The 22,768-nt window shown below is 38.9% G+C and carries 22 protein-coding genes; 12 read left to right on the forward strand and 10 right to left on the reverse strand.

Features of this window, described 5'->3' with window-relative positions:
• From AAC073_RS08155 to truA, 3 genes are all read right to left on the reverse strand, one after another.
• Window positions 1-591 carry a hypothetical protein gene (locus AAC073_RS08155; RefSeq protein WP_339923362.1) on the reverse strand — a complete coding sequence of 197 codons (591 nt, stop codon included), beginning with the start codon at window positions 589-591 and terminating at the stop codon, window positions 1-3.
• A 373-nt stretch (window positions 592-964) separates the two neighbouring features.
• Complete coding sequence (locus AAC073_RS08160; protein WP_339923363.1) at window positions 965-2,740, reverse strand: ABC transporter ATP-binding protein; 1,776 nt, start codon at window positions 2,738-2,740, stop codon at window positions 965-967.
• Window positions 2,741-2,752: 12 nt separating this feature from the next.
• Window positions 2,753-3,508 carry a tRNA pseudouridine(38-40) synthase TruA gene (gene truA / locus AAC073_RS08165; RefSeq protein WP_339923364.1) on the reverse strand — a complete coding sequence of 252 codons (756 nt, stop codon included), beginning with the start codon at window positions 3,506-3,508 and terminating at the stop codon, window positions 2,753-2,755.
• 101 nt (window positions 3,509-3,609) lie between these two features.
• Here truA and AAC073_RS08170 point away from each other — a divergent pair, with 101 nt between their 5' ends.
• Together AAC073_RS08170 and AAC073_RS08175 are read left to right on the forward strand one after the other, a co-directional pair.
• A complete protein-coding gene (locus tag AAC073_RS08170) occupies window positions 3,610-4,089 on the forward strand; it encodes a DUF4293 domain-containing protein (RefSeq protein WP_339923365.1) in 480 nt (159 codons plus the stop codon).
• Window positions 4,090-4,147: 58 nt separating this feature from the next.
• On the forward strand, window positions 4,148-5,257 hold the full coding sequence (locus tag AAC073_RS08175; protein ID WP_339923366.1) for an aminotransferase class I/II-fold pyridoxal phosphate-dependent enzyme: 1,110 nt from the start codon (window positions 4,148-4,150) through the stop codon (window positions 5,255-5,257).
• 9 nt (window positions 5,258-5,266) lie between these two features.
• On the opposite strand, the gene AAC073_RS08180 is transcribed toward AAC073_RS08175, so the two are convergent.
• The 5 genes from AAC073_RS08180 to AAC073_RS08200 form a co-directional block, all read right to left on the reverse strand.
• Entirely contained in the window at window positions 5,267-5,728 is a 462-nt protein-coding gene (locus AAC073_RS08180; protein WP_339923367.1) for a polymer-forming cytoskeletal protein, read from the reverse strand.
• A 131-nt stretch (window positions 5,729-5,859) separates the two neighbouring features.
• Window positions 5,860-7,398, reverse strand: a complete 1,539-nt coding sequence (locus tag AAC073_RS08185) for a YifB family Mg chelatase-like AAA ATPase (RefSeq protein ID WP_339923368.1) — start codon at window positions 7,396-7,398, stop codon at window positions 5,860-5,862.
• A gap of 56 nt (window positions 7,399-7,454) precedes the next feature.
• The gene (locus AAC073_RS08190; RefSeq protein WP_339923369.1) at window positions 7,455-7,808 is read right to left on the reverse strand and encodes a hypothetical protein; all 354 of its coding nucleotides are present in this window, start codon (window positions 7,806-7,808) and stop codon (window positions 7,455-7,457) included.
• Window positions 7,809-7,842: 34 nt separating this feature from the next.
• Window positions 7,843-9,675, reverse strand: coding sequence for an ABC transporter ATP-binding protein (locus tag AAC073_RS08195; RefSeq protein ID WP_339923370.1), 1,833 nt, complete (start codon window positions 9,673-9,675; stop codon window positions 7,843-7,845).
• Between the two features lie 279 nt (window positions 9,676-9,954).
• The gene (locus tag AAC073_RS08200; protein ID WP_339923371.1) at window positions 9,955-11,625 is read right to left on the reverse strand and encodes a hypothetical protein; all 1,671 of its coding nucleotides are present in this window, start codon (window positions 11,623-11,625) and stop codon (window positions 9,955-9,957) included.
• A 211-nt stretch (window positions 11,626-11,836) separates the two neighbouring features.
• Here AAC073_RS08200 and AAC073_RS08205 point away from each other — a divergent pair, with 211 nt between their 5' ends.
• From AAC073_RS08205 to AAC073_RS08245, 9 genes are all read left to right on the forward strand, one after another.
• Window positions 11,837-12,082: a type B 50S ribosomal protein L31 gene (locus AAC073_RS08205; protein WP_020894084.1), complete on the forward strand. Its 246-nt coding sequence runs from the start codon at window positions 11,837-11,839 to the stop codon at window positions 12,080-12,082.
• Window positions 12,083-12,154: 72 nt separating this feature from the next.
• Entirely contained in the window at window positions 12,155-13,360 is a 1,206-nt protein-coding gene (locus tag AAC073_RS08210; RefSeq protein ID WP_339923372.1) for a putative sugar nucleotidyl transferase, read from the forward strand.
• A gap of 12 nt (window positions 13,361-13,372) precedes the next feature.
• A complete protein-coding gene (locus tag AAC073_RS08215) occupies window positions 13,373-14,494 on the forward strand; it encodes a hypothetical protein (RefSeq protein WP_339923373.1) in 1,122 nt (373 codons plus the stop codon).
• Between the two features lie 56 nt (window positions 14,495-14,550).
• Complete coding sequence (locus AAC073_RS08220; RefSeq protein ID WP_339923374.1) at window positions 14,551-14,985, forward strand: RimK/LysX family protein; 435 nt, start codon at window positions 14,551-14,553, stop codon at window positions 14,983-14,985.
• Between the two features lie 6 nt (window positions 14,986-14,991).
• Complete coding sequence (gene rimK / locus AAC073_RS08225) at window positions 14,992-15,900, forward strand: 30S ribosomal protein S6--L-glutamate ligase (protein ID WP_339923375.1); 909 nt, start codon at window positions 14,992-14,994, stop codon at window positions 15,898-15,900.
• Complete coding sequence (gene hemC / locus AAC073_RS08230) at window positions 15,900-16,838, forward strand: hydroxymethylbilane synthase (protein WP_339923376.1); 939 nt, start codon at window positions 15,900-15,902, stop codon at window positions 16,836-16,838. Before rimK ends, hemC begins: the two co-directional genes overlap by 1 nt.
• On the forward strand, window positions 16,831-17,682 hold the full coding sequence (locus AAC073_RS08235) for a peptidylprolyl isomerase (protein WP_339923377.1): 852 nt from the start codon (window positions 16,831-16,833) through the stop codon (window positions 17,680-17,682). The genes hemC and AAC073_RS08235 overlap by 8 nt, the downstream gene beginning before the upstream one ends.
• Window positions 17,657-18,604 (forward strand): SDR family oxidoreductase, encoded by a 948-nt coding sequence (locus AAC073_RS08240; RefSeq protein ID WP_339923378.1) that lies wholly within the window; start codon window positions 17,657-17,659, stop codon window positions 18,602-18,604. Before AAC073_RS08235 ends, AAC073_RS08240 begins: the two co-directional genes overlap by 26 nt.
• 40 nt (window positions 18,605-18,644) lie before the next feature.
• Window positions 18,645-20,033, forward strand: coding sequence for a sodium-dependent transporter (locus AAC073_RS08245; protein WP_339923379.1), 1,389 nt, complete (start codon window positions 18,645-18,647; stop codon window positions 20,031-20,033).
• Between the two features lie 196 nt (window positions 20,034-20,229).
• Here the strand turns inward: AAC073_RS08245 and AAC073_RS08250 are convergent, their stop codons facing one another.
• Window positions 20,230-20,790 carry a polymer-forming cytoskeletal protein gene (locus AAC073_RS08250; protein WP_339923380.1) on the reverse strand — a complete coding sequence of 187 codons (561 nt, stop codon included), beginning with the start codon at window positions 20,788-20,790 and terminating at the stop codon, window positions 20,230-20,232.
• A gap of 4 nt (window positions 20,791-20,794) precedes the next feature.
• On the reverse strand, window positions 20,795-21,838 hold the full coding sequence (locus AAC073_RS08255) for a ParM/StbA family protein (RefSeq protein ID WP_262485380.1): 1,044 nt from the start codon (window positions 21,836-21,838) through the stop codon (window positions 20,795-20,797).
• A 338-nt stretch (window positions 21,839-22,176) separates the two neighbouring features.
• Between AAC073_RS08255 and AAC073_RS08260 the strand changes: the two genes are divergently transcribed.
• Window positions 22,177-22,764, forward strand: a complete 588-nt coding sequence (locus AAC073_RS08260; RefSeq protein WP_339923381.1) for a porin family protein — start codon at window positions 22,177-22,179, stop codon at window positions 22,762-22,764.
• Window positions 22,765-22,768 lie beyond the last annotated feature (4 nt).

Below are 22,768 nucleotides of genomic sequence, written 5' to 3' on the forward strand. Positions count from 1 at the left end.
TTAATTCCCAAATAAATACCTGGCACCTATGGCACCCTGAGCTTTTAGATGAAGTCTATCTACAATTTCAGTCATAAAACCCACTTCTAAAAAAATACTTATTGGCAGATCCTTAAAATAATAGGCCGTTCCCAGGAAAACTTCAGGACCGAAATCCATATTGGTGCGACTTTCTATCACTTCAGGTGTATTGGGTGATGCATTTGGTGTGGTATAAAAGTAATCTATATTAACCGATCGAAACTGTAATCCCAAACCGGCGTACACAGTGAGATCCCCTTCCGAAATATTAAAATCATCGCTAAAAGACTCCTCATATATCCCACGGGCATGAAGGGAAAATGCACCAGATACCTGATGCCCAAAATAACGGGCGGAACTTACAGGCCTATTGTTTTCAAAAGTCCTTCTATAATATTGACTACTGTTCTGACTTCCTCTTCCCAAGATAGCTTCAAACGAAAACTTGTCTTTTACAGGTGTTTTATAGGTAATACCATAAGGATCCCCCATTCTAATTCCCAATTGATGTTGTTGCGCATAGGAAGCAAATGAAAACAATATTAAAAGTAATGATAATGCGTATTTCATGTCCATTAACTAATTTTGAATTACTGTAAACCTAAACAAGCGGTAGCCAAACTATTCATATGGACAGTTTAACGAGAAAAGCCAGGAAGGACTACAAATGCTATTGCGAAATCTTATTTTTAACGATGTCATACAAACGCTGATACAATGAATTAAGTTACATTTTAGCCTGTTTTAAACAAAAGGATTTGAAACAATTGACCAAATCATATGAGCCTCAGACCTATTGCAAATTGAGTTAAACAACAAGGCAAAGTTCAGCTTGTGAAAAATTACGTTTTCAAATCTTGGCTTTTCAAACCTTCTAATCACATCTCATCATATAAGCGTTTTTTACGAAAGAAAGGTGAGAAGAAATCTTATGGTTTCAGGATCAATCTACGACAGCAGATTTTAATTGCATTTGATGTAACTGGGAATAGTAACCTTCTTTCTTTAACAAAACATCGTGCGTGCCTTGCTCAACTATCTCCCCTTTATTCAATACAATAATTTTATCCGCCTTCTGGATTGTAGACAATCTGTGGGCAATGATAATCGAAGTTCTACCTTGCATCATTTTCTCGATAGCTCCCTGAATCAGTTCTTCTGTCTCAGTATCCACAGATGAAGTGGCTTCGTCCAAGATAATAATCTCTGGATTATACACCATTGCCCTTACAAAAGAGATCAATTGGCGTTGGCCTACAGATAAAGTCCCTCCTCTTTCCTTCACATCATACTCCAATCCACCAGGGAGTCGCTCAATAAATCTTCTCGCTCCTACTAGTTCTGCCGCATATAGCACTTGTTCCTTTGTGATGTCGGGATTACCCAGCGTTATATTATGAAAAATAGTATCTGAAAACAAAAACACATCCTGTAGAACTACACCAACATGTTTGCGCAAGGTTGCTAAATCATAATCTTTTACAGGACTTCCATCAATGGTTATAGATCCTTTATTAATGTCATAAAACCTACTGATGAGGTTTATGACAGATGATTTGCCCGCCCCTGTAGCACCAACAAGCGCTACAGTTGTTCCATGTTTGACCTCAAAGCAAATGTCCTTTAACACCCACTCTTCCTCATTATAGGCAAACCAAACTTTATCAAATGCAATATCCCCTTTTACGCGCTCAGGCCAAATATTTCCTTCATCGGGAATTTGATCATTGTTTTCAAGAATACTGAAAATCCTAGATGAACTTACCACTCCCATCTGAAGGGTATTAAATCTATCAGCAATCATTCTTATAGGTCTAAAAAACAACTGCAAGTACATTATAAATGATATAAGTACCCCAACTTTGATTTCCATATCAAAAACACCAGTGGCTCCATACCAAACCACCATACCGATACCCATTGCCTGAATTATTTCAGATACCGGGTAGTAAATAGAATAGTACATAACAGACTTAAGATGCGCCTTCCTATGTTCCTTATTGATGGACTGAAATTTTTGGTATTCCCGCTGTTCCCTATTGAATACTTGAATAATATTCATTCCTGTAATGTGCTCCTGCAAGAAAGAATTGAGGTTGGAAACAGCGTTTCTTACATCATTAAAGGAAACTTTTACTTTTTCTTTAAAAATATACGTGGAAATAATAAGTAGCGGCAGCGTACATAAACTTACAAGAGTAAGTTTCCAATCTACCCAGAACATCACAGCTAAAATAGCAACCAATTGCAACAAATCGCCAATAATCTCAGCCAGTCCCTGACTAAAGACATCTGAAAGGGTTTCTACATCAGAAATATTTCTGGTCACCAACCTCCCTATAGGCGTATTATCGAAATATTTTAAGCGCATTTTCAGCAAATGCTTGTATAACTTCACCCTAATGTCCCGGATGATAACCTGACCTATCCATCCAGATAGATACGTGTGACCAAATTGAACTAATGCATGTAATACCAATAAACCTATTAGCAAGTACATCATCTTTAATAGACCAGGAGCGTCACCGAGCGTAACGTAATCATCAATGGCCATTTGGATCAACAAAGGCCGAGTGGGAGCCAATACTGCTAATAGAAGCGTAAGTGATACCAAAATATAGAACCTTTGTTTATAAGGCGTTACAAAACTGTAAAGCTTTTTTAAAACTTTGGTGTCAATTATATCACCACTTTTTACATTTTCTTTGTCAAGTCCCAATATGCTTAAAGTTTACTTATTTATTTGGTCTGTATAATTCACCTTACTCAGAAACAAACCTTGAGGAGGGGCAGAAATCCCTGCTAAGTTCCGATCTTTATTGACGATTATTTCTGTGACCCCAGCACTGTCAAGGTGCCCTCTGCCTACTTTGATCAGAGTTCCTACTATTGCCCTCACCATTCCTCTTAAGAACCGGTTGGCCTGTATATGAAAGACCAAACCGTTACTTGTTTGTTCCCAATAAGCATGATTAATTTCACAAATAAATGTTTTAACATTCGTTTTCCTCCTACTAAAGCACTCAAAATCCTGTTTGCCAAGGAGTAATAAAGCTGCCTTAGACATGGCTTCAAGGTCCAAATCATAATAACAATGCCAGGCTTTTCCTGTCATAAAAGGGTCTTTTCTAAAAGTAATGTGGTACTCATACCTACGAAAGGTGGCATTAAATCTAGCATGAGCTTTTTCATTCACCTGAAAAACATCGAAAATAGCAATATCTGGGGGCAATAAGCCATTTATTCTTTTGAGAAAATATTCACTTGTGAATTCTATGTCTAAATCAAAATGGGCAAATTGTTGCAAAGCATGCACACCGGCATCCGTACGCCCACTCCCCATTACGCCAATAGGTTGGCGAAATAGGGTAGACAAAGCGCTTTCCAATTCTTCCTGAACAGAATTAGCATTTGATTGTTTTTGCCAGCCATGATAGTTGCTGCCATCATAAGAAAGTTCTACGAAATAGCGGAGAGATTCATTCATTTCAACTGCAAAGATAAAAATATACCCTAATTTCAAGTTCGATTTTGAATATTCCTTGCGAAAATTCAAATAACCCATTTTCTTTGTCAAAAGATTAAAATATGATTCAAAGAGTTCAAAGTGTATTTCTGCTATTGGTAGCCATCGCAATGGTTACCTCCACCGTGGCACCTATATGGGTACAAGTAGACCCCATGCAAACCCAATCTATGGAAATGACAGCTTGGTATACCACCGTGAAAGATATCCCAGAGGAAAACATCATTTCTGAAACCGGAAATATTTATATCGGAATATTGGCACTATTGGCGGCCGCAATCGCTATTTTCAGCCTGTTACAATATAAAAATAGAAAAAAACAATTGCTCCTTAATATGATCAATGCCCTTTTGATGGGGCTAACATTGGGTGCGGCTGTCTATACAAGCTATAAAGCCAATGAAAACTTCAATCCCGCTGTAGGAGGGGCATTTTTAATAGGCTTTTACAGCATAGTATTTGGTTTGATATTGAATTTGGTAGCCAATAGGTTTATCAAAAAAGATGAGATGCTAATTCGCTCGGTAGATAGAATCCGATGAGCTAATATACCCGCTGTGGGAGGTAACAAGTAAAGTAAAACGCAATACCAGGGCCAATATGAAAATTGAAACTATTGCCGTACATGGTGGAAATGTAGTAACTGACCAATTAAAACCGGTTATCCAACCCATTACTTTGTCTACCACTTTTAAGCATCAGGAAGACAGCATGCTTTACACAAGACTGGAAAACCCCAACAGAAAATCTCTGGAAGCAGTGATGTCAACACTCGAGGGGGGGGCTGATGCTGCTGCATTTTCATCAGGAAATGCAGCAGGAAATGCTGTTTTTCAAGCACTGCCTGCCGGATCTCACATCATCGCACCTGATGACATGTATCATGGGATGAAAATGTTACTTCAAACCGTATATGCTGGAAAAATTGAGGTAGACTTCATTGACCTAACCCAGTCGGAAAAAGTCATACAAGCAATAAAATCTAACACTAAACTTCTATGGATAGAGACACCATCAAACCCACTGCTTAAGATTTCAGACATTAGATCTCTGGCCTCAATTGGCAAAGAAAATAATCTTATCATAGCATGTGACAGCACCTTTGCCACCCCTATTTTCCAACAAGCACTTGCATTAGGAGCACATTTAGTCATGCACAGCAGTACCAAATACATCAGTGGGCACAGTGACATTCTAGGAGGAATATTGGTATCTAAAGAGAAAAATGTTTTTTGGGAAAGCATTAAAAATGTCCAAAAATTAGCTGGGGCGGTCCCTTCTCCAATGGACTGCTACTTATTGACACGAAGCATTAAGACATTGCCTTATCGCATGAGGGCACACAGCGCTAACGCTAAGAAAATCGCTGTATTTTTGGACGGGAAGCAGGAAGTAGAAAAAGTTTTTTATCCGGGCCTACCAAGCCATAAAGGTTTTGAGACGGCCAGAAATCAGATGTCAGATTTCGGAGCCATGTTGTCTTTCCTAATCAAAGGAAATGCTGATGAAGCTGACAGTTTGATTGGAAAATTAAAGTATTTTAGTGATGCTACTAGTCTTGGAGGGGTAGAGAGCTTGATAGAAAGAAGGTCTAAAGTTCAAGCAAACGACTCAAGCATTCCGGATCAATTGATAAGAATGTCTGTAGGTATTGAAAACTGTGATGACCTGATAGCAGACCTTGATCAGGCATTCAAAGCTACTTTCTAGGAGGTAATATTATTCTTCCATTTTGGCCAGTGACTTATCAAATAGCCTTTGAGAAATAAGGGGATTTGAAGCATGAATTGAAGTTTTCTTCTCCTTTAATTGACTTAAATACTTCTCATATTTTGTCAGAAGCACTTCCATGTCTGCACCGGATTCTATTTCAATTTTTTCGGAGTAAACTTTACCCCGCATTTTGGCTTCAGAGGTAAACCTAGCCAACCCTTCAATAAAAAGGTCGCCCGTAACTTCGCCCATCACACAAATTTCAGAAGCTTTTATATCTCCTTTTACTTTACCTGAAATGCCTATAATTATTTTTTTGGGGGTTGTTACATCGCCACATACATCCCCTTCTATTCTGATATCACTTACCGCCTCTATATCTCCTTTAATCGTTAATCCAGGAGCAAATACCGAAGTAGAATTTGCCATCTGCATTTCTTCTTGAATTTTCGTTTCCTTAGTCCACATAAAATCAACTCAATTATTTTGACACTTTTCAATACCACCTTTTCAAATTATTCCTCAGATGATCAGGCAAATATAAGCAAAACCTAATTGATTTCTTTATCTATACCTGGGTAGTCAAAACCTTTTGGAATTTAACCCGCCCATCCATCTCTATCGAGACTCCGGTATTGGATGGCTTCTGCCAGGTGTTCCACTTTTATTTCATCTGATAAAGAAAGGTCTGCAATGGTTCTTGAAACCTTTAATATTCGGTCATAAGCCCTTGCGGAAAGACCTAGCCGGTCCATTGCTGTTTTGAGCAAGGTTTTGCCAGCTTGATTAATCTTCACCACTTCCTTTACCATATGCGAAGGCATCATCGCATTGCAATGAACCTCCGGACTATCAGCAAACCTTGCTTGCTGAAACTCCCTGGCACTCGTCACCCTTTGCCGGATGGATTTACTGGATTCGGATTTCCTGTCCGAGGTCATCTCATCAAAATTCACTGGAGTCACCTCCACATGAAGGTCAATTCTATCCAATAAGGGCCCACTTACTTTATTAAGGTACTTCTGAACTACCCCGGGGCCGCATACACACTCTTTATCTGGATGATTATAATAACCACAAGGACAAGGATTCATACTGGCAATCAACATGAAATTTGCAGGGAAATCTACTGTGACCCTTGCCCTCGATATTGTCACTTTTCTTTCTTCAAGTGGCTGTCGCATTACTTCAAGAACTGTTCGTTTAAACTCAGGGAGTTCATCCAAAAACAAAACACCATTGTGCGAAAGAGAAATTTCCCCTGGCTGTGGGTTCCCTCCACCTCCTACCAAGGCCACGTCGCTGATGGTATGATGTGGAGACCTAAAAGGACGTTGGGCGATCAATGATGAACTGGCACCAAGTTTCCCTGCTACAGAGTGAATTTTGGTAGTTTCTAATGCTTCCTGGAGACTCATCGGAGGCAATATTGAAGGCAATCTTTTGGCAAGCATGGTTTTACCTGCTCCTGGAGGACCTATCATGATCACATTGTGGCCGCCTGCGGCCGCTATCTCCATGGCTCTTTTAATATTCTCCTGGCCTTGTACATCTGCAAAGTCAAAAGCACTCTCTTCTATGGAGTCATAAAAAAGGGTTCTTGTATCCGTCACCATTGGCTCAATCACTTCTTTTCCTTCGAGGAAGTGAATGGCTTCTTGAAGTGTTTCCACGGGTATGACGTCAATATTATTTACAATGGATGCTTCCTTTGCATTTTCCTTAGGGAGGATAAAGCCTTTGAAGCCCTTCTTCCTAGCCTCAATGGCAATAGGAAGTACTCCTTTGATTCTCCTTAACTTACCATCTAAGGCAAGTTCACCCATGATCAGGTATTTCTCCAGTGCTGGAAAGACGACTTGCTCCGAGGCTTGCATGATACCTATGGCTATAGGAAGATCATAAGAAGAGCCCTCTTTTTTTATGTCGGCAGGAGCCAAATTTATCACAACTTTTTGCCGAGGCATCCGGTAGCCATAATACTTAAGGGAAGATTCTACCCTTTGTTGACTCTCTTTTACAGCACTATCAGGAAGACCAACCATAAAAAAACTTGTCCCCTGACCTACATTTACCTCAATGGTGATCAACTTGGCATCTACTCCTGAGACTGCACTACCAAAAGTTTTGGCTACCATTCTTGAAAGTTTATGATGAAAATTGAAAATTCATTCCAAGCCTTAAAACAAACCTTCTACTTGAAATTCTCTCTTGGTTTGATAGATGAGGGCTCAATATCATCTTTAACTCCCTCGGGTTTCTTTTCTGTTTGGCCGATTTTTTCTCCTCTTTCAAGATCAAATACCAAAGCTTTAAGGTCCTTTTTTTCCAATTCAATTTTCTTAATTCGACTATTAAGGCTGTTGGTATACCCCCAGTCCGTTCCCCAAGTAATAAGATAGATCACCAAACCGGCCAATAACCAGGAGACTACCTCTCCTGTCATCGGAGTACCTCCCCACATTTTCTCATAAGTGAGAAAATAAACCAAACCTATACCGAAAAACAAAGCTGTTAAAAGCTGAAATACACTGTTGATTTTTTTCATAACGCGTTCTAAAAGGATTTCTTTACACAATATACTAAACAGACTGCATTTGGGAAAGTTTATTATACAATCCACCTTTTTGGATCAATTCTTCATGAGTACCCCTTTCCACTATACATCCACTCTCTATCACCAAAATTTCATCCGCATGTTGGATGGTACTCAATCGATGGGCAATGACCAAGGAGGTTCTGTTCTTCATCAAATTTGCCAAGGCATCTTGTACCAAACGCTCAGAGGCAGAATCCAAAGCAGAAGTGGCTTCGTCTAAAATTAATATCTCAGGGTTTTTCAGTACCGCTCTGGCGATACTTAAACGTTGTCTTTGCCCCCCTGATAACTTACCACCTCTTTCGCCAATATTTGTCTCATAAGCATTTTCAAGTTCCATGATGAAATCATGGGCATTGGCAATTTTAGCTGCTTCTTGTACTTTCTCCAAGGATATATTTTCCATCCCAAAAGCGATATTATTGAATACAGAATCATTAAAAAGAATGGATTCTTGGGTTACTATTCCCATTAATTTTCTGACACCTGGAATCTTGTAGGTACTAAGTGGCACCCCATCTATTTTTATCACACCTTCGGTCGGATCATAAAACCTGGGCAATAGATCTGCTAGAGTAGACTTCCCTCCACCCGAGGGGCCTACTAAAGCAATTGTTCGCCCTTTTTTTAATACGAAATTAATATTATTAAGCACCGATGTTTCCTGGTAGGCAAAACCAACGTTTTCAAAAACCACAGAATTTGCAAACGCTTTTAATTCTTTAGCATCTGGTGAATCTACTATCTTAGGTTTTGTATCTACTACATCAAAGATCCGTCTGGCAGATGCCAAGCCTCGCTGTATACTACTTAGTGCTCTGGAAATCTCCTTTGCTGGGTTTAACACTTGGGTAAATAGTATAATATAGGCAATAAACTCACTCGCACTGAGCGCCGAAGTATTGTTAAGCACTAAATTACCACCATAAAGTAAAATCCCGGCAACTACTGAAACGCCCAAAAACTGACTAATTGGTGATGCCAGTTCATTTTTCCTAGCCATGGACACATTCACTCTAGCGTAGTATCCGGTCTCAGCTTCGAATTTATTTTGTACAAAATTCCTTGCTCCAAAAGCCTTTACCACACGCATGCCCCCGATGGTTTCATCCAAAATATTCACTATTCTTCCTAAAGACTCCTGACTTTGCTCTGCTTTTTTCCTCAGCTTCTTGGTGATATAACCAATGATGGCGCCTGATATAGGTATCAATAATATTGTAAATAAGGTAAGTTCATAGGACATGAAAAACAATACAGCGAAGTAGAGTATAATCGTCACAGGCTCCTTGAAAATCACTCTTAAAGACTGTACAATACTGTTTTCAACTTCCTGAATATCATTGGTCATTTTGCTAATCAAATCGCCTTTTCGTTCATCAGAGAAATAACCGAGATGCATATTACTAACTGCCTTAAATATATGCACGCGCATTCCCTGTATAATATCTGCCCGAACTTTGGCTAAAACCACCCCAGAGAGGTAGGCAAATAAATTACTTAGGAAGACTGATATTACGATGATAATACATACGTATACCAAGGTCCCGAACCTGCCATAAACATTGGCTATCTCAAGGAAATAATAGTTAAACAAATGCATGAAATAATTCACGCTAAAGGAAAACTCCGGCTTGTTTGCATAAACCAGTAACTCATCCTTTCCCACCTGCTCAAAAATCACATCAAAGAGTGGTTTTAAAAGAGTAAAATTCAACAGCCCAAAAACAATAGCCAATAACGCATAGGATATATAAAGAGGAAAATACCTCCTATAGGGGCGCGCATAGGCTAAGATTCTCAAATATGTATTCATAAATTAACTAATTAAGCAAGGTGAAAAACAGCTATTTATACGTTTCAATTATTCATCCAACCGGATTGAACCTGATACGTGCTATCTCTAGGCTTTTAATGCCTGAACGAAACAGGCAACAAACATTTTCAGGCTTGTGAGCTCCTTTCAAAATTGACTCTCCTATCCTATTTGAGGGCTTCAGCATAGAAAAGCCAATTGAAAGTTGCCAAATAGCCCGATCAAGTGCGCAATTTACTATTTTTTAACAGGAGGAATCGGGATTTAAGAAAATTGGAGTTAAAAATGTTGATCAAATCGCCCCATATTTAGCCTTAATGCCAATTGTCCATAGGAAGTTTTTGAAGACAACTCTCCATCAGCGTAGTCTCGCCTCAAGGTTTGAGACAAATCAAGGAATAAATTTTGTCGCAACATGAACTGTGCATGGAAAGTAGCCATTTTTACCTGGTTTTTAATTCCTTGACCTATATAATTACCATATAAGCCTGTGCTGGTTTGCAGTCTGCTTTTTAATGGGTCACCACCGAAGTTATCAGTTTCGGTAGGGTCAGTACCATACATCTGGTACATAAAAGTCCCACGCAAGGTTAATCGTGGCAGGGGTTGAAATGCCAGCACTGCCAAAGCTTCCCTGAAGTTGGCTCCTCTTGGATGAGTCAGGGGAATACGGTAGTTGGTGTAGGACTGATAATCAAACTTCTCTTGAAAAGTAAATGGTCTTGCCTGATTGTATTCCAATTGTAAATCAAGATTGTCAACACCTGCTACATCTATATATTTATAGCCCAGTTGCACCCCATGTTTGTTTCGACTTGAACCCTCTCCAGAAATGCTAAAAAACTCATCAAAGACAAACTCATCAAGAACAAACTGGCCATAAACCTGCATACCCTTAGCCGGATGCCATTTGACATCCGTTCCAAGCATTACCTTATCAGGAGTGCCCAATTGATGCTCTACCCACCTATAAAAAATTATTGGGTTAAAATAATTCCAATCCGCTTTGCTCGCCATCACAGATTCAAAAATGCCAACGTTTATTTTTTCACCAAAATTGACCCCAAGTCTATGAAATGAAAACCACTTCTGAGGATATCTCCCATCCGTTGGAACGCCCCTAGAGGTTATGATATCAGCGGTCATTTGGCCCCATAAATTCGTAAAATCAACTTTCCCAATCTTTGTATTAATTCTCAGGAATAAAAAAGGGTTAGAAAAATCTGAGAGGACAAATGACTTTAGGCCTTCCCCTATAAAATGGCTATCATGTCCCATTTGCACATGAATATGTTTGGTAGCTTCTAAGGAAAAATGTCCTCTGGCAGAGAAAAAGTTATACCCGTCATCGCCATATCGTTTCCAAAAGCCCTGCCCTGGAATAGCTCCATGGCGTTTCACATAACCATCCACCCAAGTAGGGAACACCAGATCGGTAGTAGCTAATGTAGAGTGGAAACCGATTTTCCTATCAATGCTTCCATGAATGGCAATCCCCCGGGTATTTCTAAATGAAACCCTGTCAACCCCAGACTCCAATCCGCCTTGAAAATATAAAACAGGGTTAACATGCACATCAAAAACCTCATCTCTATAATAATAAAAGTCCGAGGGCCTTTTATAAATGTGCTTTCCCAATGGGCGTTTAGAAAACGCCAAAGAATCGGTTGTGTATTCCCAGTTGTCTTGTAGTAGGAAGTTGAGATTAAAGGCATCTTCCCTGCTAAGGTTGGTAGCTTCTTCATTGTACTTTTCAAGAAATCTAGCCACATTGTCCCTTTGATAAGGCTTAGTTCCTGTGTGGAAAAACTCATTAAAAGCACCGTTTTTTATTTCGTACCTTTCCAAAAGATTATAATAATCCCTATTGAATGGTAACAAAGGACTTTGTGCCTGAACATTTGAAAGTAAGAAAATCAAAAACGCGAAAAAGGGAAAAAAATACCTCATAAAAACCGTATTTTATACTGATTAGCCTCAATTTTCTGAAAAATAGTCTCTTGAAGATCCTACTGAAAACTAGTCTATTGACTGATTTGGCTGATTCTGGCATAAAATTAACGAAGTATTTTATATTTGAAAGAGAATATTTTGGAGAAAATTATAAAAAGGGGTAAATTTGTGCCTCAATTTGAAGAGGATAAAAATAACAGGCTATACAATGAAAAAAGAAATCCATCCTAATTACAGAGACGTAGTTTTTTTAGACACTTCCAGTGATTATAAGTTTATGACCAAATCTACCATTGAAACCGAGGATAGTATCACTTGGGAAAATGGCGAAGATTATCCATTGGTAAAGGTAGAGGTTAGCTCTGCTTCACATCCATTCTATACTGGCAAGAAAATGCTTTTGGATACTGCTGGTAGGGTTGAGAAATTTAATAGAAGATATAAGAAAAAGTAAGTTTTTCATATTATTCTTTGAGATAAAGTCTATCAGAAGCATATTTCTGATAGACTTTTTTATTTTTGTAATATGGACAACATTGTTTTATTTGATGACCCCAAGAGCAGAGGAAATCTCTTGCCTTTTACATTTACCCGCCCTGTATCGGAAATCAGGATTGGCATTTTTAAAATCAGTGAAAAATGGCAATCCCTCCTACACGCTAAAGACCTGGGTTTTTTGACGCAGCATTACCTGCAGGCCAAATTTCCCCCTCTTGCTGTTAAAGCGCTGTACATTAATGGTGCCTTGTGTCCGGATGAGGACTTGGTTAACGCAATTAATGAACTCAAGGGAAATGAGGCTCTTTGGCATCAAGACACTTTATTGGCCGCATTTTTTGACAGTCCCGAGCAGTTTCACAGTGATCATTTGCCCGATAAAAAGCGGATTGATTATGATCCGGAAATAAAACTACTGAGCAAAACATGGCAGATATTTCAGTGGAATGGTGATGAAATCAGGAAAGACTTTAACATTATAACAAAACGAAGGGTGTCTTGGGGAACGGATGACCCCCATACCCACATGTACAATGAACCTGGAATTTTTATAGAAAAAGGAGCCAAAGTCCGTGCGTCTATACTAAACGCTACTAATGGTCCCATATATATTGGCAAGAACACTGAGGTTTCGGAAGGATCCATGATTAGAGGACCGTTTGCCTTATGTGATGACAGCATCATCAGCATGGGTGCCAAAATCCGTGAAAACACAACCGTTGGTCCTGGTTGTAAGGTAGGTGGTGAGGTTTCCAATACCGTTTTTTTCGGGTACAGTAATAAATCCCATGATGGCTATATTGGCAACAGTGTAGTAGGAGAATGGTGTAATTTTGGTGCGAATGCTGTTGTTTCCAACATGAAGAACAACCTTATGCCTGTTAAAATATGGGATTATACCAAAGGGGGATTTGGAGACACTGGCCTACAGTTTTGCGGCTCAATGGTAGCAGACCACACAAAATTGGGAATAGGCACCACACTTAATACAGGTACCGTAATTGGTGTTGGGTCCAATGTATTTGGAGAGGGGTTTCCCAGAAAATTCGTTTCCTCATTTGCATGGGGAGGAGGAGCAGCCGGATTCAGCACCTTCAAGCTCATGAAATTCGAAGAAACTGCACAAAGAGTAATGGACTTGAAAGGAAAAGAGTTTAACGAAAATGAAAGGGCAATTTTGCAAAAAGTATTTGAAGTCACCAGGCCTTACAGAATTTGGGACAAAGAATTTTAAATAAAAAAATACATGCTTTTTTCAGAAATACCAGGACTAGAGGAAACGAAAGTCAAACTTATAAAGGCGATACAAAACGATCATTTGGCACATGCATTATTGTTCCATGGAAAAGAAGGAAGTCCCAACCTTCCTTTAGTATTGGCCATGGCTACCTATATCAATTGCGCTGATCCAGGAGCTGAGGATGCATGCGGGAAATGCCCCTCATGCCTAAAAATGGAAAAATTAGTCCATCCAGATCTGAATTTTGCCATGCCTCTGCCCGCGGCGAAGAAAAAAGAAGACGAAGAAACGACAGACCTTCTCTCCTCTTGGAGGTCTTTTGGACTAAAGAACCCTTATGGAAATCTTCAAGATTGGAATTCTCATCTGGCAATTAACAAACCATTGAGCATTACCAAAGGCACCGCCAAACAGATTGTCAAAACCCTCTCTTTGAAATCTTTCGAAGGCGGGTATAAGATGATGTTAATATGGGCTCCTGAAACCATGCACCCTTCGGCAGCTAATGCACTCTTGAAAATATTGGAAGAGCCACCTGCCAAAACCTTGTTCCTCATGGTAACTCAACATCCGGAAAGCCTGCTGACTACCATACTCTCAAGGACCCAAAAAATTCACGTGAGAAATTTTACTGATGATGAAATTAAAAACTTTTTGATAGAAAATGGTTTATCGACAACTGTGGCAGCACAGCAAATTGCCCCTCTCGCTGATGGCAATTTAAGAGAAGCCATGTTGCTTTCCCGAAATACAGAAGATAAAAACACTTTGATCTTTAGAGATTGGCTTAGAAACTGCTACTCTGTTAAAATACAGGAAATCGTTAATTTTGCAGACCAAATTACCAACTTCACAAAGGAAGGTCAGAGGTCCTTACTATTAACAGGAATCAATGTCATACGGGAATCTTTATTAAACAAAGCGCAGCTTAACGAATTGATGCGAACAAGTGATGAGGACAGAGAGTTTATAGTAAAGTTCAGTAATTCTGTTCTGACTGATGAAAAATTGTCTAATATTTATACGGCCTTGAATGAGGCGCATTACCATATTGAAAGAAATGCAAACCCGAAAATTCTATTTTTAGACCTCGCATTTAATCTGGCTCGAATTATGAAGGCTGCTTAATGCAATAATATCCTAACCACCTTCACTATTACTCAAGTAAAGCTTAACTTTAAGCCATGGAAAAAATTATTATTGGGAGAAAAGAAACAATTGATCTTCCAGAATGGGGCATTAAAGCCATCAATGCAAAAGTAGATACGGGCGCTTACAATTGTTCCATCCATGTCTCCTCAGCAGAAGAAGTGGAAGTAGGAGACAAAAAGATGCTGGAAGTAATTCTTCTTGACCCTGAAGACAAAGGCTATACGGGAGAAAAAATAAACATTAGCAATTACAAGGTAAAGAAAGTAAAGAATTCCTTTGGTCAAATTGAAAAAAGATTTTTAATACACACCACCATAATATTAGGGAATAATAACCTCCAGGTGGCGTTTACACTTTCTGATCGTGCCAAAATGAAAAATGCTGTATTAATAGGAAGAAAAATTCTTAAGGGCAGATTTTTGGTTGACGTTGAAAAGGTAAACCGTGCTCCCAAGGAAAAAAAATAAACGACAATGAAAATAGCCATATTATCCAGAAATCAACAGTTATACTCCACTAAGCGCCTAATGCAGGCCATTCGAGAGGCAGGTCATGAAGCCTTGGTCATTGACCACTCCGCTTGTGATTTGGTCATTGAGCAAACTGGCCCTTATATCATCTATAAAGGTGAGAAACTGACCGGCATCGATGCCATAATCCCAAGAATAGGAGCATCCGTGACTTTTTACGGAACGGCGGTCGTCAGGCAATTTGAATTGATGGGTGTGTTTTCCGTAATCGAATCTCAGGCAATTGTTCGTAGTCGAGACAAGTTGCGATCCCTTCAGATTCTATCTAGAGAGGGATTAGGAATGCCTAAAACGGCATTTACAAATTTCTCGAAAGGGGGAGAAAAACAAATTGTAGAAATGGTAGGAGGCGCTCCATTAATTATAAAATTGCTCGAAGGAACACAAGGTCTAGGTGTAGTTTTAGCGGAAACAAGAAAGGCTGGACAGTCAGTAATCGAAGCTTTTCATGGATTGAAAGCACGTATTATTGTTCAGGAGTTTATCAAGGAGGCAAAAGGTGCAGATATTAGAGCATTTATAGTAAACAACAAAGTGGTAGGAGCCATGAAAAGACAGGGCGCGGAAGGAGAATTCCGCTCCAACCTCCACAGAGGAGGTAAAGCAGAGGTGATCAAACTGTCCCGTGCAGAAAAATCAGCTGCCTTAAATGCCGCCAAAGCACTTGGCCTTTCTGTTGCTGGGGTAGACTTACTACAGTCAGATCGCGGCCCATTGATATTAGAAGTAAATAGCTCTCCTGGTTTGGAAGGAATAGAAAAAGCTACAGGAATAGACATAGCAGGAAATATCGTTTCATTTATAGAAAATTCTGTTCAGAAAAGAAACGCAAAAAGGAAATCGGATTCGTAATGAAGTCAATTAGATTAGGAACAAGAGGAAGTAAATTGGCTATGTTTCAAGCCAATTACGTTGCAAATTTATTAACCAAAAGTGGCATCCAAACTACCATTCTCCCAATTGAAACCAAAGGGGATAAAATTTTGGATGTATCCATTTCAAAAATAGGAAGCAAAGGGGTTTTTACGGAAGAGTTGGAGACTAAATTGGCCGCTGGAGAAATAGACATCGCCGTGCATAGTGCCAAAGATTTACCATCGCGCCTTCCTAAAGGATTCGAGGTAATCGCCTTTACGGAGCGAGAAAAAGTAAACGATATCATTATTAGCCATAAAACTGATTTTCCTGACTTAAGCGACAGCAGTAAAACAATAGTGCTGGGAACTTCTGCCACTAGGAGAATAGCCACATTAAAGTATTTTTATCCACATGTCAAAACTGTTGATATCCGAGGCAACTTGCAAACACGGGTAGCGAAAATGGAAAGCGGTGTTTGTGACGGCCTTCTCTTAGCCTATGCTGGTGTTCACCGTATGGGGTACGATTCTTTAATTAAAAAAGAGCTCCCTGTCACAGAGTTCACTCCTGCTGTAGGTCAAGGCAGTATAGGAGTGGAAATTCATGAAAGTTTGGATGCTGACCTAAAAGCAATCGTGAAATCAGCCGTCAATCACAGAGCATCTTCAACTTGCCTGAAGGCAGAAAGAAGTTTTCTAAGGATTCTTGAAGGAGGATGTAGCATACCTGCATTTGCATTGGCCAAATGGGATGGAAACACCCTATTACTTGAGGGTGGTTTAATGCAGATTGATGGTAAAGAAAGATTATTTGCTTCCTATAGTGGAAAAGAAGAAGAGGCTGAACAACTTGGTGAAAGGCTAGCCGAGGAGATTAAATCACGTGGCGGAGACAAATTACTGAAAGAAATTAAGCAAAGATTAAATGGCTAAACATTCATTTATAAGGATACTTACAAGCGCAATTTTAATAATGGTTGCGAGTTCGTGTGCTACAGAAAAGGACTACCTTATTACCATCGATACGAAATATGGTAAAATGTATGCCATTCTTTACGATGAAACGCCAGTACATAAAGAAAACTTTATAGACTTGGCGAGTGCTGGAAGGTATGATTCAACCTCATTTTATAGAATTATTGAAGATTTTATGATTCAAGGAGGAGATGTTTTCAATAAGGAAAAATTGGACCAAGAAGACTGGTACACACTCCCTGCAGAATTTGATAAAAACTTGATTCATGAGAAAGGTAGTTTAGCCGCGGCCAGGCAAGGAGACAATATCAACCCTGAAATGAGATCTAGCGGTTGCCAGTTTTATATCGTAGAAGGTAAGGTATATGATGAAACAGCACTAACGACTGATATAAAGAAACTCCAGAAAGTATTTTTCAAATACCTTCAACTTGACAGCAATTCTGAGTTACGAGATAAATACAGCGACCTTTATCAAAAAGGCGAATATGACAGCATAAATTCATTAATGCTTTCCAATAAAATAGTGCTGGAAGAATTTTTTAACTTAAATTTGGGATTAGACAAAAGAATAAATCAGATTCAAGCTTATACTACAGCAGGAGGCACCCCTCATTTGGATGATACCTATACTGTCTTTGGAAAAGTTATAAGAGGTCTGGATGTTTTAGAGGAGATAGCATCGTTGGAGACAGCTGGAAATAGTATGCCTATTACACCCGTTTACATGAAAGTAAATGTAGAGTTAATATCAAAAAAGAAAATAGCTAAAGAATATGGATATCAATATCCTCAAAAGTGAAAAGCCTAAAATACTAATCACAGGAGCAAATGGTTTACTTGGGCAGAAGATCGTAAAAGAAATCCTTATAGAAGGAAAATACACCGCAATAGCTACAGGTAGAGGTGATTGTAGATTGCCAACAGAGTGGGGTGGGTACGTTTATGAAGAAATGGACATTACCAAACTATCAGAAGTAATGGACGTATTTAAAGTCTACAAACCTGATTATGTTATTCACGCAGCTTCAATGACAGACGTGGACAGATGTGAAGTAAATCGGCATGCCTGTTTTGAACAAAATGTAACGGCAACCGCGAATATCATGAAAGGTAGTGCACACGCAAAATCGCATTTGATTTTTATTTCTACCGACTTTATTTTTGATGGTAAGAATGGCCCATATGATGAATTGGCCAAGCCAAATCCGATTAATTATTACGGAAAAACAAAAATAGATACTGAAACTGCAATACATGACTATGGATACTCCTGGTCTATTGTCAGAACCAATTTAGTTTATGGAATAGCGCATGACATGAGTCGGTCTAACATTATCCTTTGGGTCAAAAAAGGACTGGAACAGAAGAAAGAACTTAGCCTAGTCGACGACCAATTCAGGACACCAACACTTGCTGAAGATTTAGCCAATGGCTGTCTCTTGATAGTAGAAAAAAATGCCACAGGAATTTTTAATATTTCTGGGGACGAACTATTAACCCCTTATGACATGGCCATCAAGACGGCCAATTTTTTTGAGCTTAATACTGAAGGGATAATGAAAACAGATTCCAGCATTTTCAAACAGGTAGCTGCCCGACCTTTAAGAACTGGGCTCAATATTTCCAAAGCAAAAAATATTCTGGGCTTCAAACCTAAAACTTTCACTGAAGGGATTGCAATTTTAGCAAAACAAATTAAATTAGCTAATTATAAAATGTAATCATTTTTCACTTTGAACCCCCATCAACTCACCCAATAATATGCAAAACTCTAGTAAAACACCCTCGCGCGGACAATGGGGATCATCGTTTGGTTTTATCATGGCTGCCGGCGGATCAGCAGTGGGATTAGGTAATATTTGGAGATTCCCCTACATAACTGGACAAAATGGCGGTGGTGCTTTTGTATTTGTTTACTTGATTTGTGTCCTTTTGATAGGATTACCATTGCTATTGAATGAAATTGCACTTGGTAGAAAATCTGGAAAAAACCCAGTTGGAGCAATTAAAGAAACGGGGGGGAATAGGTTTTGGCAATCGTCAGGAGTTTTGTGTGTGGTGGTCTGTTTTGCGGTGCTTAGTTACTACTCTGTAATTGCTGGCTGGACCATCGGATACATATTCACCGAACTGATAAATTTACCTGTAGACTTTGAGGTATTTATCCAGACGCCACTATATGTGGTACCACTGTGCATGATCTTCATACTACTGACCATCAGCGTAGTACTTGGCGGAATTTCAGGAGGAATAGAAAAAGCAGCAAAATTTTTGATGCCCATTTTATTTCTAATAATACTTCTAATTGCAGCAAGGGCAGTAACATTACCTGGCGCATCTAAAGGAATTGAATATTACCTTTCTCCAGACTTTAGTAAAATAAATGGCAAAGTAATCTTATCAGCACTTGGCCAGGCTTTTTTTAGCTTGTCTGTTGGTTGGGGCCTGATGATCACCTTCGGTTCCTACCTGCCTAAAGGAAATAATATCATAAAGTCTTCTTTGTGGATAGCAGGAATGGACAGTACTGTAGCCCTCATGGGAGGCTTAATGATCTTCCCAGCACTCTTTGCATTGCTTCCTGGAGTAAGCCCTGATGAAGGACCAGCTTTAGTATTCAATGTACTCCCGAGAGTTTTCGACCAAATTGAGCCATTTGGAAATATCATTGGTGGCTTGTTCTTTCTACTTTTATTGGTAGCAGCACTTACCTCAAGTATTTCCATGCTGGAGGTACCAGTTGCTTATTTTATAGACGAAAGAAAATGGTCAAGAAAAAAAGCAACCTGGACGTTGGGAATTGCCGCAATGTTTTTAAGTATTCCTTCTGCTCTTGCATCAGTAAAAGGTAATTTCTTCAACCTTATCCACCTAGATTTCTTTGGAAACGATATAATAGGCTTTTTTAACCTTATGGATTTCTTCTTTGGCACCTTGGCCATTGTGATAATTTGCTTGATGTTAAGCGTTTATTCAGGATGGGTCAAAAATGTAAAAGTTTTTGCTACAGAGCTGACCATTGGAGCACCTGCATTTGAAGGCTTCCCAAGAAAAGCTTGGATCTTTTTTATTAAATGGATTTGTCCTATCGTAATTATTTTCGTTTTACTCAATATGATTGGCGTATTTGGTGCTCCAGAAAAAGTATAATTTTAATCCTTCGCTTTTAGCAAGACTTTAGTCTTATTGGCTAAAACAAAAAAACTAAAAAGGCAACCAGATTGGTTGCCTTTTTAGTTTTTTCATAGAATCGAAATAATGAGTGATGGGGGTGAATACTCAGTTCTAAAGTTTTACAATTCGTTTTTGACAAAGTTCAAAAACCTTTTTGCAACCCTTAATTAGATCACCATGTTCTCGGCAGGTCCTTATTATCATCCTCCATTCCTGAAGAAGGTGTACTTGTATAAGTCCTTACCTGCGGTTTTGAAATAGGCTTCACTGGCACTTCCTTCTTCTCTACCGCTTTTTCATCTAGCATTGAGTAAAGCTCCTCTCTGCTCACTGAATTGATTTTGCTAGATTCAGAGGCTTCCTCAACCGCTTTAGGTGTAACTACCTGAACGCTGCTATTAATTTGAGCTCCTTTATGTATGTGTACAGCACTGGTAATGATACTGCCTGAAACCCTTGCATTGGCATAAACGGTAGTGTCCCCTTTGATATATAGATCACCGACCACCTCGCCGTTGATACTGATTTCTTCAGCAATGATATCGCCAGTTATGGAAGCTTTTTCTCCAACTACCACTTTTTTGTCTGTCCGAATACTGCCCACAAGTATACCATCTGCTCTGATATCACTTTTAGAAATAATATCTCCTGTAAGTTCAAACCCCAACGATAAAACGGTTACTTTACCTACATTGGGTTCTTTATTTTGTTGTTTGTTGGATCCAAATTTCATATTATCAATCTCCTTTATCTTGTTTAAAAGTCGTCAATATTGTAGAACTATTTCCTAAGTCAAGTCCTACTGCTTTATCCTTAGCACCTCCATTAATGGCTAAGCTATTGAAGCAATAACCAATGGATGCCATTTGCTCAGGTGATTCAGGAACATGAACATTCAATAAGCCATCAAATTCATCCTTAAACAAATTAACAAGCTCACTGTAATTTGCACCTCCACCAGCTAAATAAATGTCTGCTGATTTCGTAAAATCACTATCAGAAAAAGCTTTTCTCAAAGATGGAGAGATAACGTCATTGTAATATTGAGTTATCACCTGCTTTCTAAGTTCTTTTAGGTCTAAACGTTTTCTGTTTAGAATAATTGTTCCTTCACTAAAATACTGATCAATCTGATGTTCTGTTTTCAGATCCAAATAGTTGTCTTTTTGAAGCTCACGTGTAATAAGGTTTATCGCATATCTTAAACCAAAAGTAGAAACACTGGATCGCTGAACCAAACCACCTTCTGTACTCAAAATGGCCTCCATAGTACCGTAGCCCAAACTGATCATGAAAAAGTTTTTGGGAGCATCACTGTAAAGTTGTCTAACAGCCATGCTACATCCCACAACCTCAGGTATGACCGCCACTCTATCCACTTCAACAGCCATTTTCTTCTTACCTCCACCACCAAAGGTTTGGGTATCGTACTCTATAATATGCTCATTTTCAAGAAGTCTGTAGGCATTTTCTTTAAAAACCTGAAAGGTAGAAAAAGGAAAACCTGTGGTAACTGTAATTGGACTACCTAACTTTTGCGAGGCCAATAAAAGACCTGCTTTTAAAAAGATTCTATAATCGTTCTCCTCTGGAGAACTGTTAATATTTCTATGAGGAGATGTTCCTTCGGATAAAGCCAAATCCCCAACCAAATATCCTATATTGTCGTGATATATTTTAAGCCCTGAAACTAAATCTCTTGCCACATTCCTGAGCTCAAGATTACTACTTTCCAATACACTTGGGTACTTTATTACTTCTATCATGGAAATTAATTTTATCCTTTTTTAAAACAGTTATCCTTTTTTTCTTATAAACAATCTCAAAAACTAACGACTTACTGAATGACCTTTCAAATTTACACCATAAAACGTAACGTTCAAGATCAGATGTCAGGACACAAGTAATGAACCTTATGTTTAAAGACAAATTAAAGGAACCTTAGCGAAATAACAAGCTTGATCCTCAAGTTTATGTTCATTTTTTTGTAAAAGGTTAAAAATAAAAGATTTTCTTACAAAGTTTGATTTTTTTTACCTAACGAAAGCCAAAATTCACATTTACCATTTGAATTTTATTAGTTTTGTTGTTCAACCAAATCATAAATGCTATGAGACGGATGTCAATTATAATCTTATTCCTCTCCCAATTTCTCACCTGCCCACCATTACTGGCCCAAGAGTTTTCCATAGGACCGAAAATTGGTATTTCTCAAGGGGACATTTCAGTGAACGGAAGTTCTTACAGTAGTGGCAATGATAAAATAGGCTACCATGCAGGACTTTTTGCCAGGCTTGGGGGAAACCATATCTTTATTCAGCCTGAAGTATTGTATACCAATACAGGTGGGGAATTTACCAGTACACAAGGGAACAACACGGTCAGCTATACGGCACAGTTTGACAAAATAGACGTACCCATTATGGCGGGGTTCAAAATCGCTGAAGTCTTTAGACTACAAGCAGGACCTACTTTAGCATTTATAATAGACAGTGATCTTTCTTCAAGTTCAGCCTTAGCCATAGAACCGGACTATAAAAAAACAACGATTGCCTATCAGGCAGGCATTGGTTTTGACATTGCCAATCTGATAGTGGATTTAAAATATGAAGGCGCCTTGGGAAAACTTGCAGATTCTTACGCAGGTCTACCTACAGATCAAAGACAAAATCAGTTAATTTTATCCCTAGGGATCCGGCTATTCTAATAAA

It is taken from the genome of uncultured Cyclobacterium sp. (genome assembly GCF_963977555.1).
In the GTDB taxonomy this organism is placed as follows: domain Bacteria; phylum Bacteroidota; class Bacteroidia; order Cytophagales; family Cyclobacteriaceae; genus Cyclobacterium.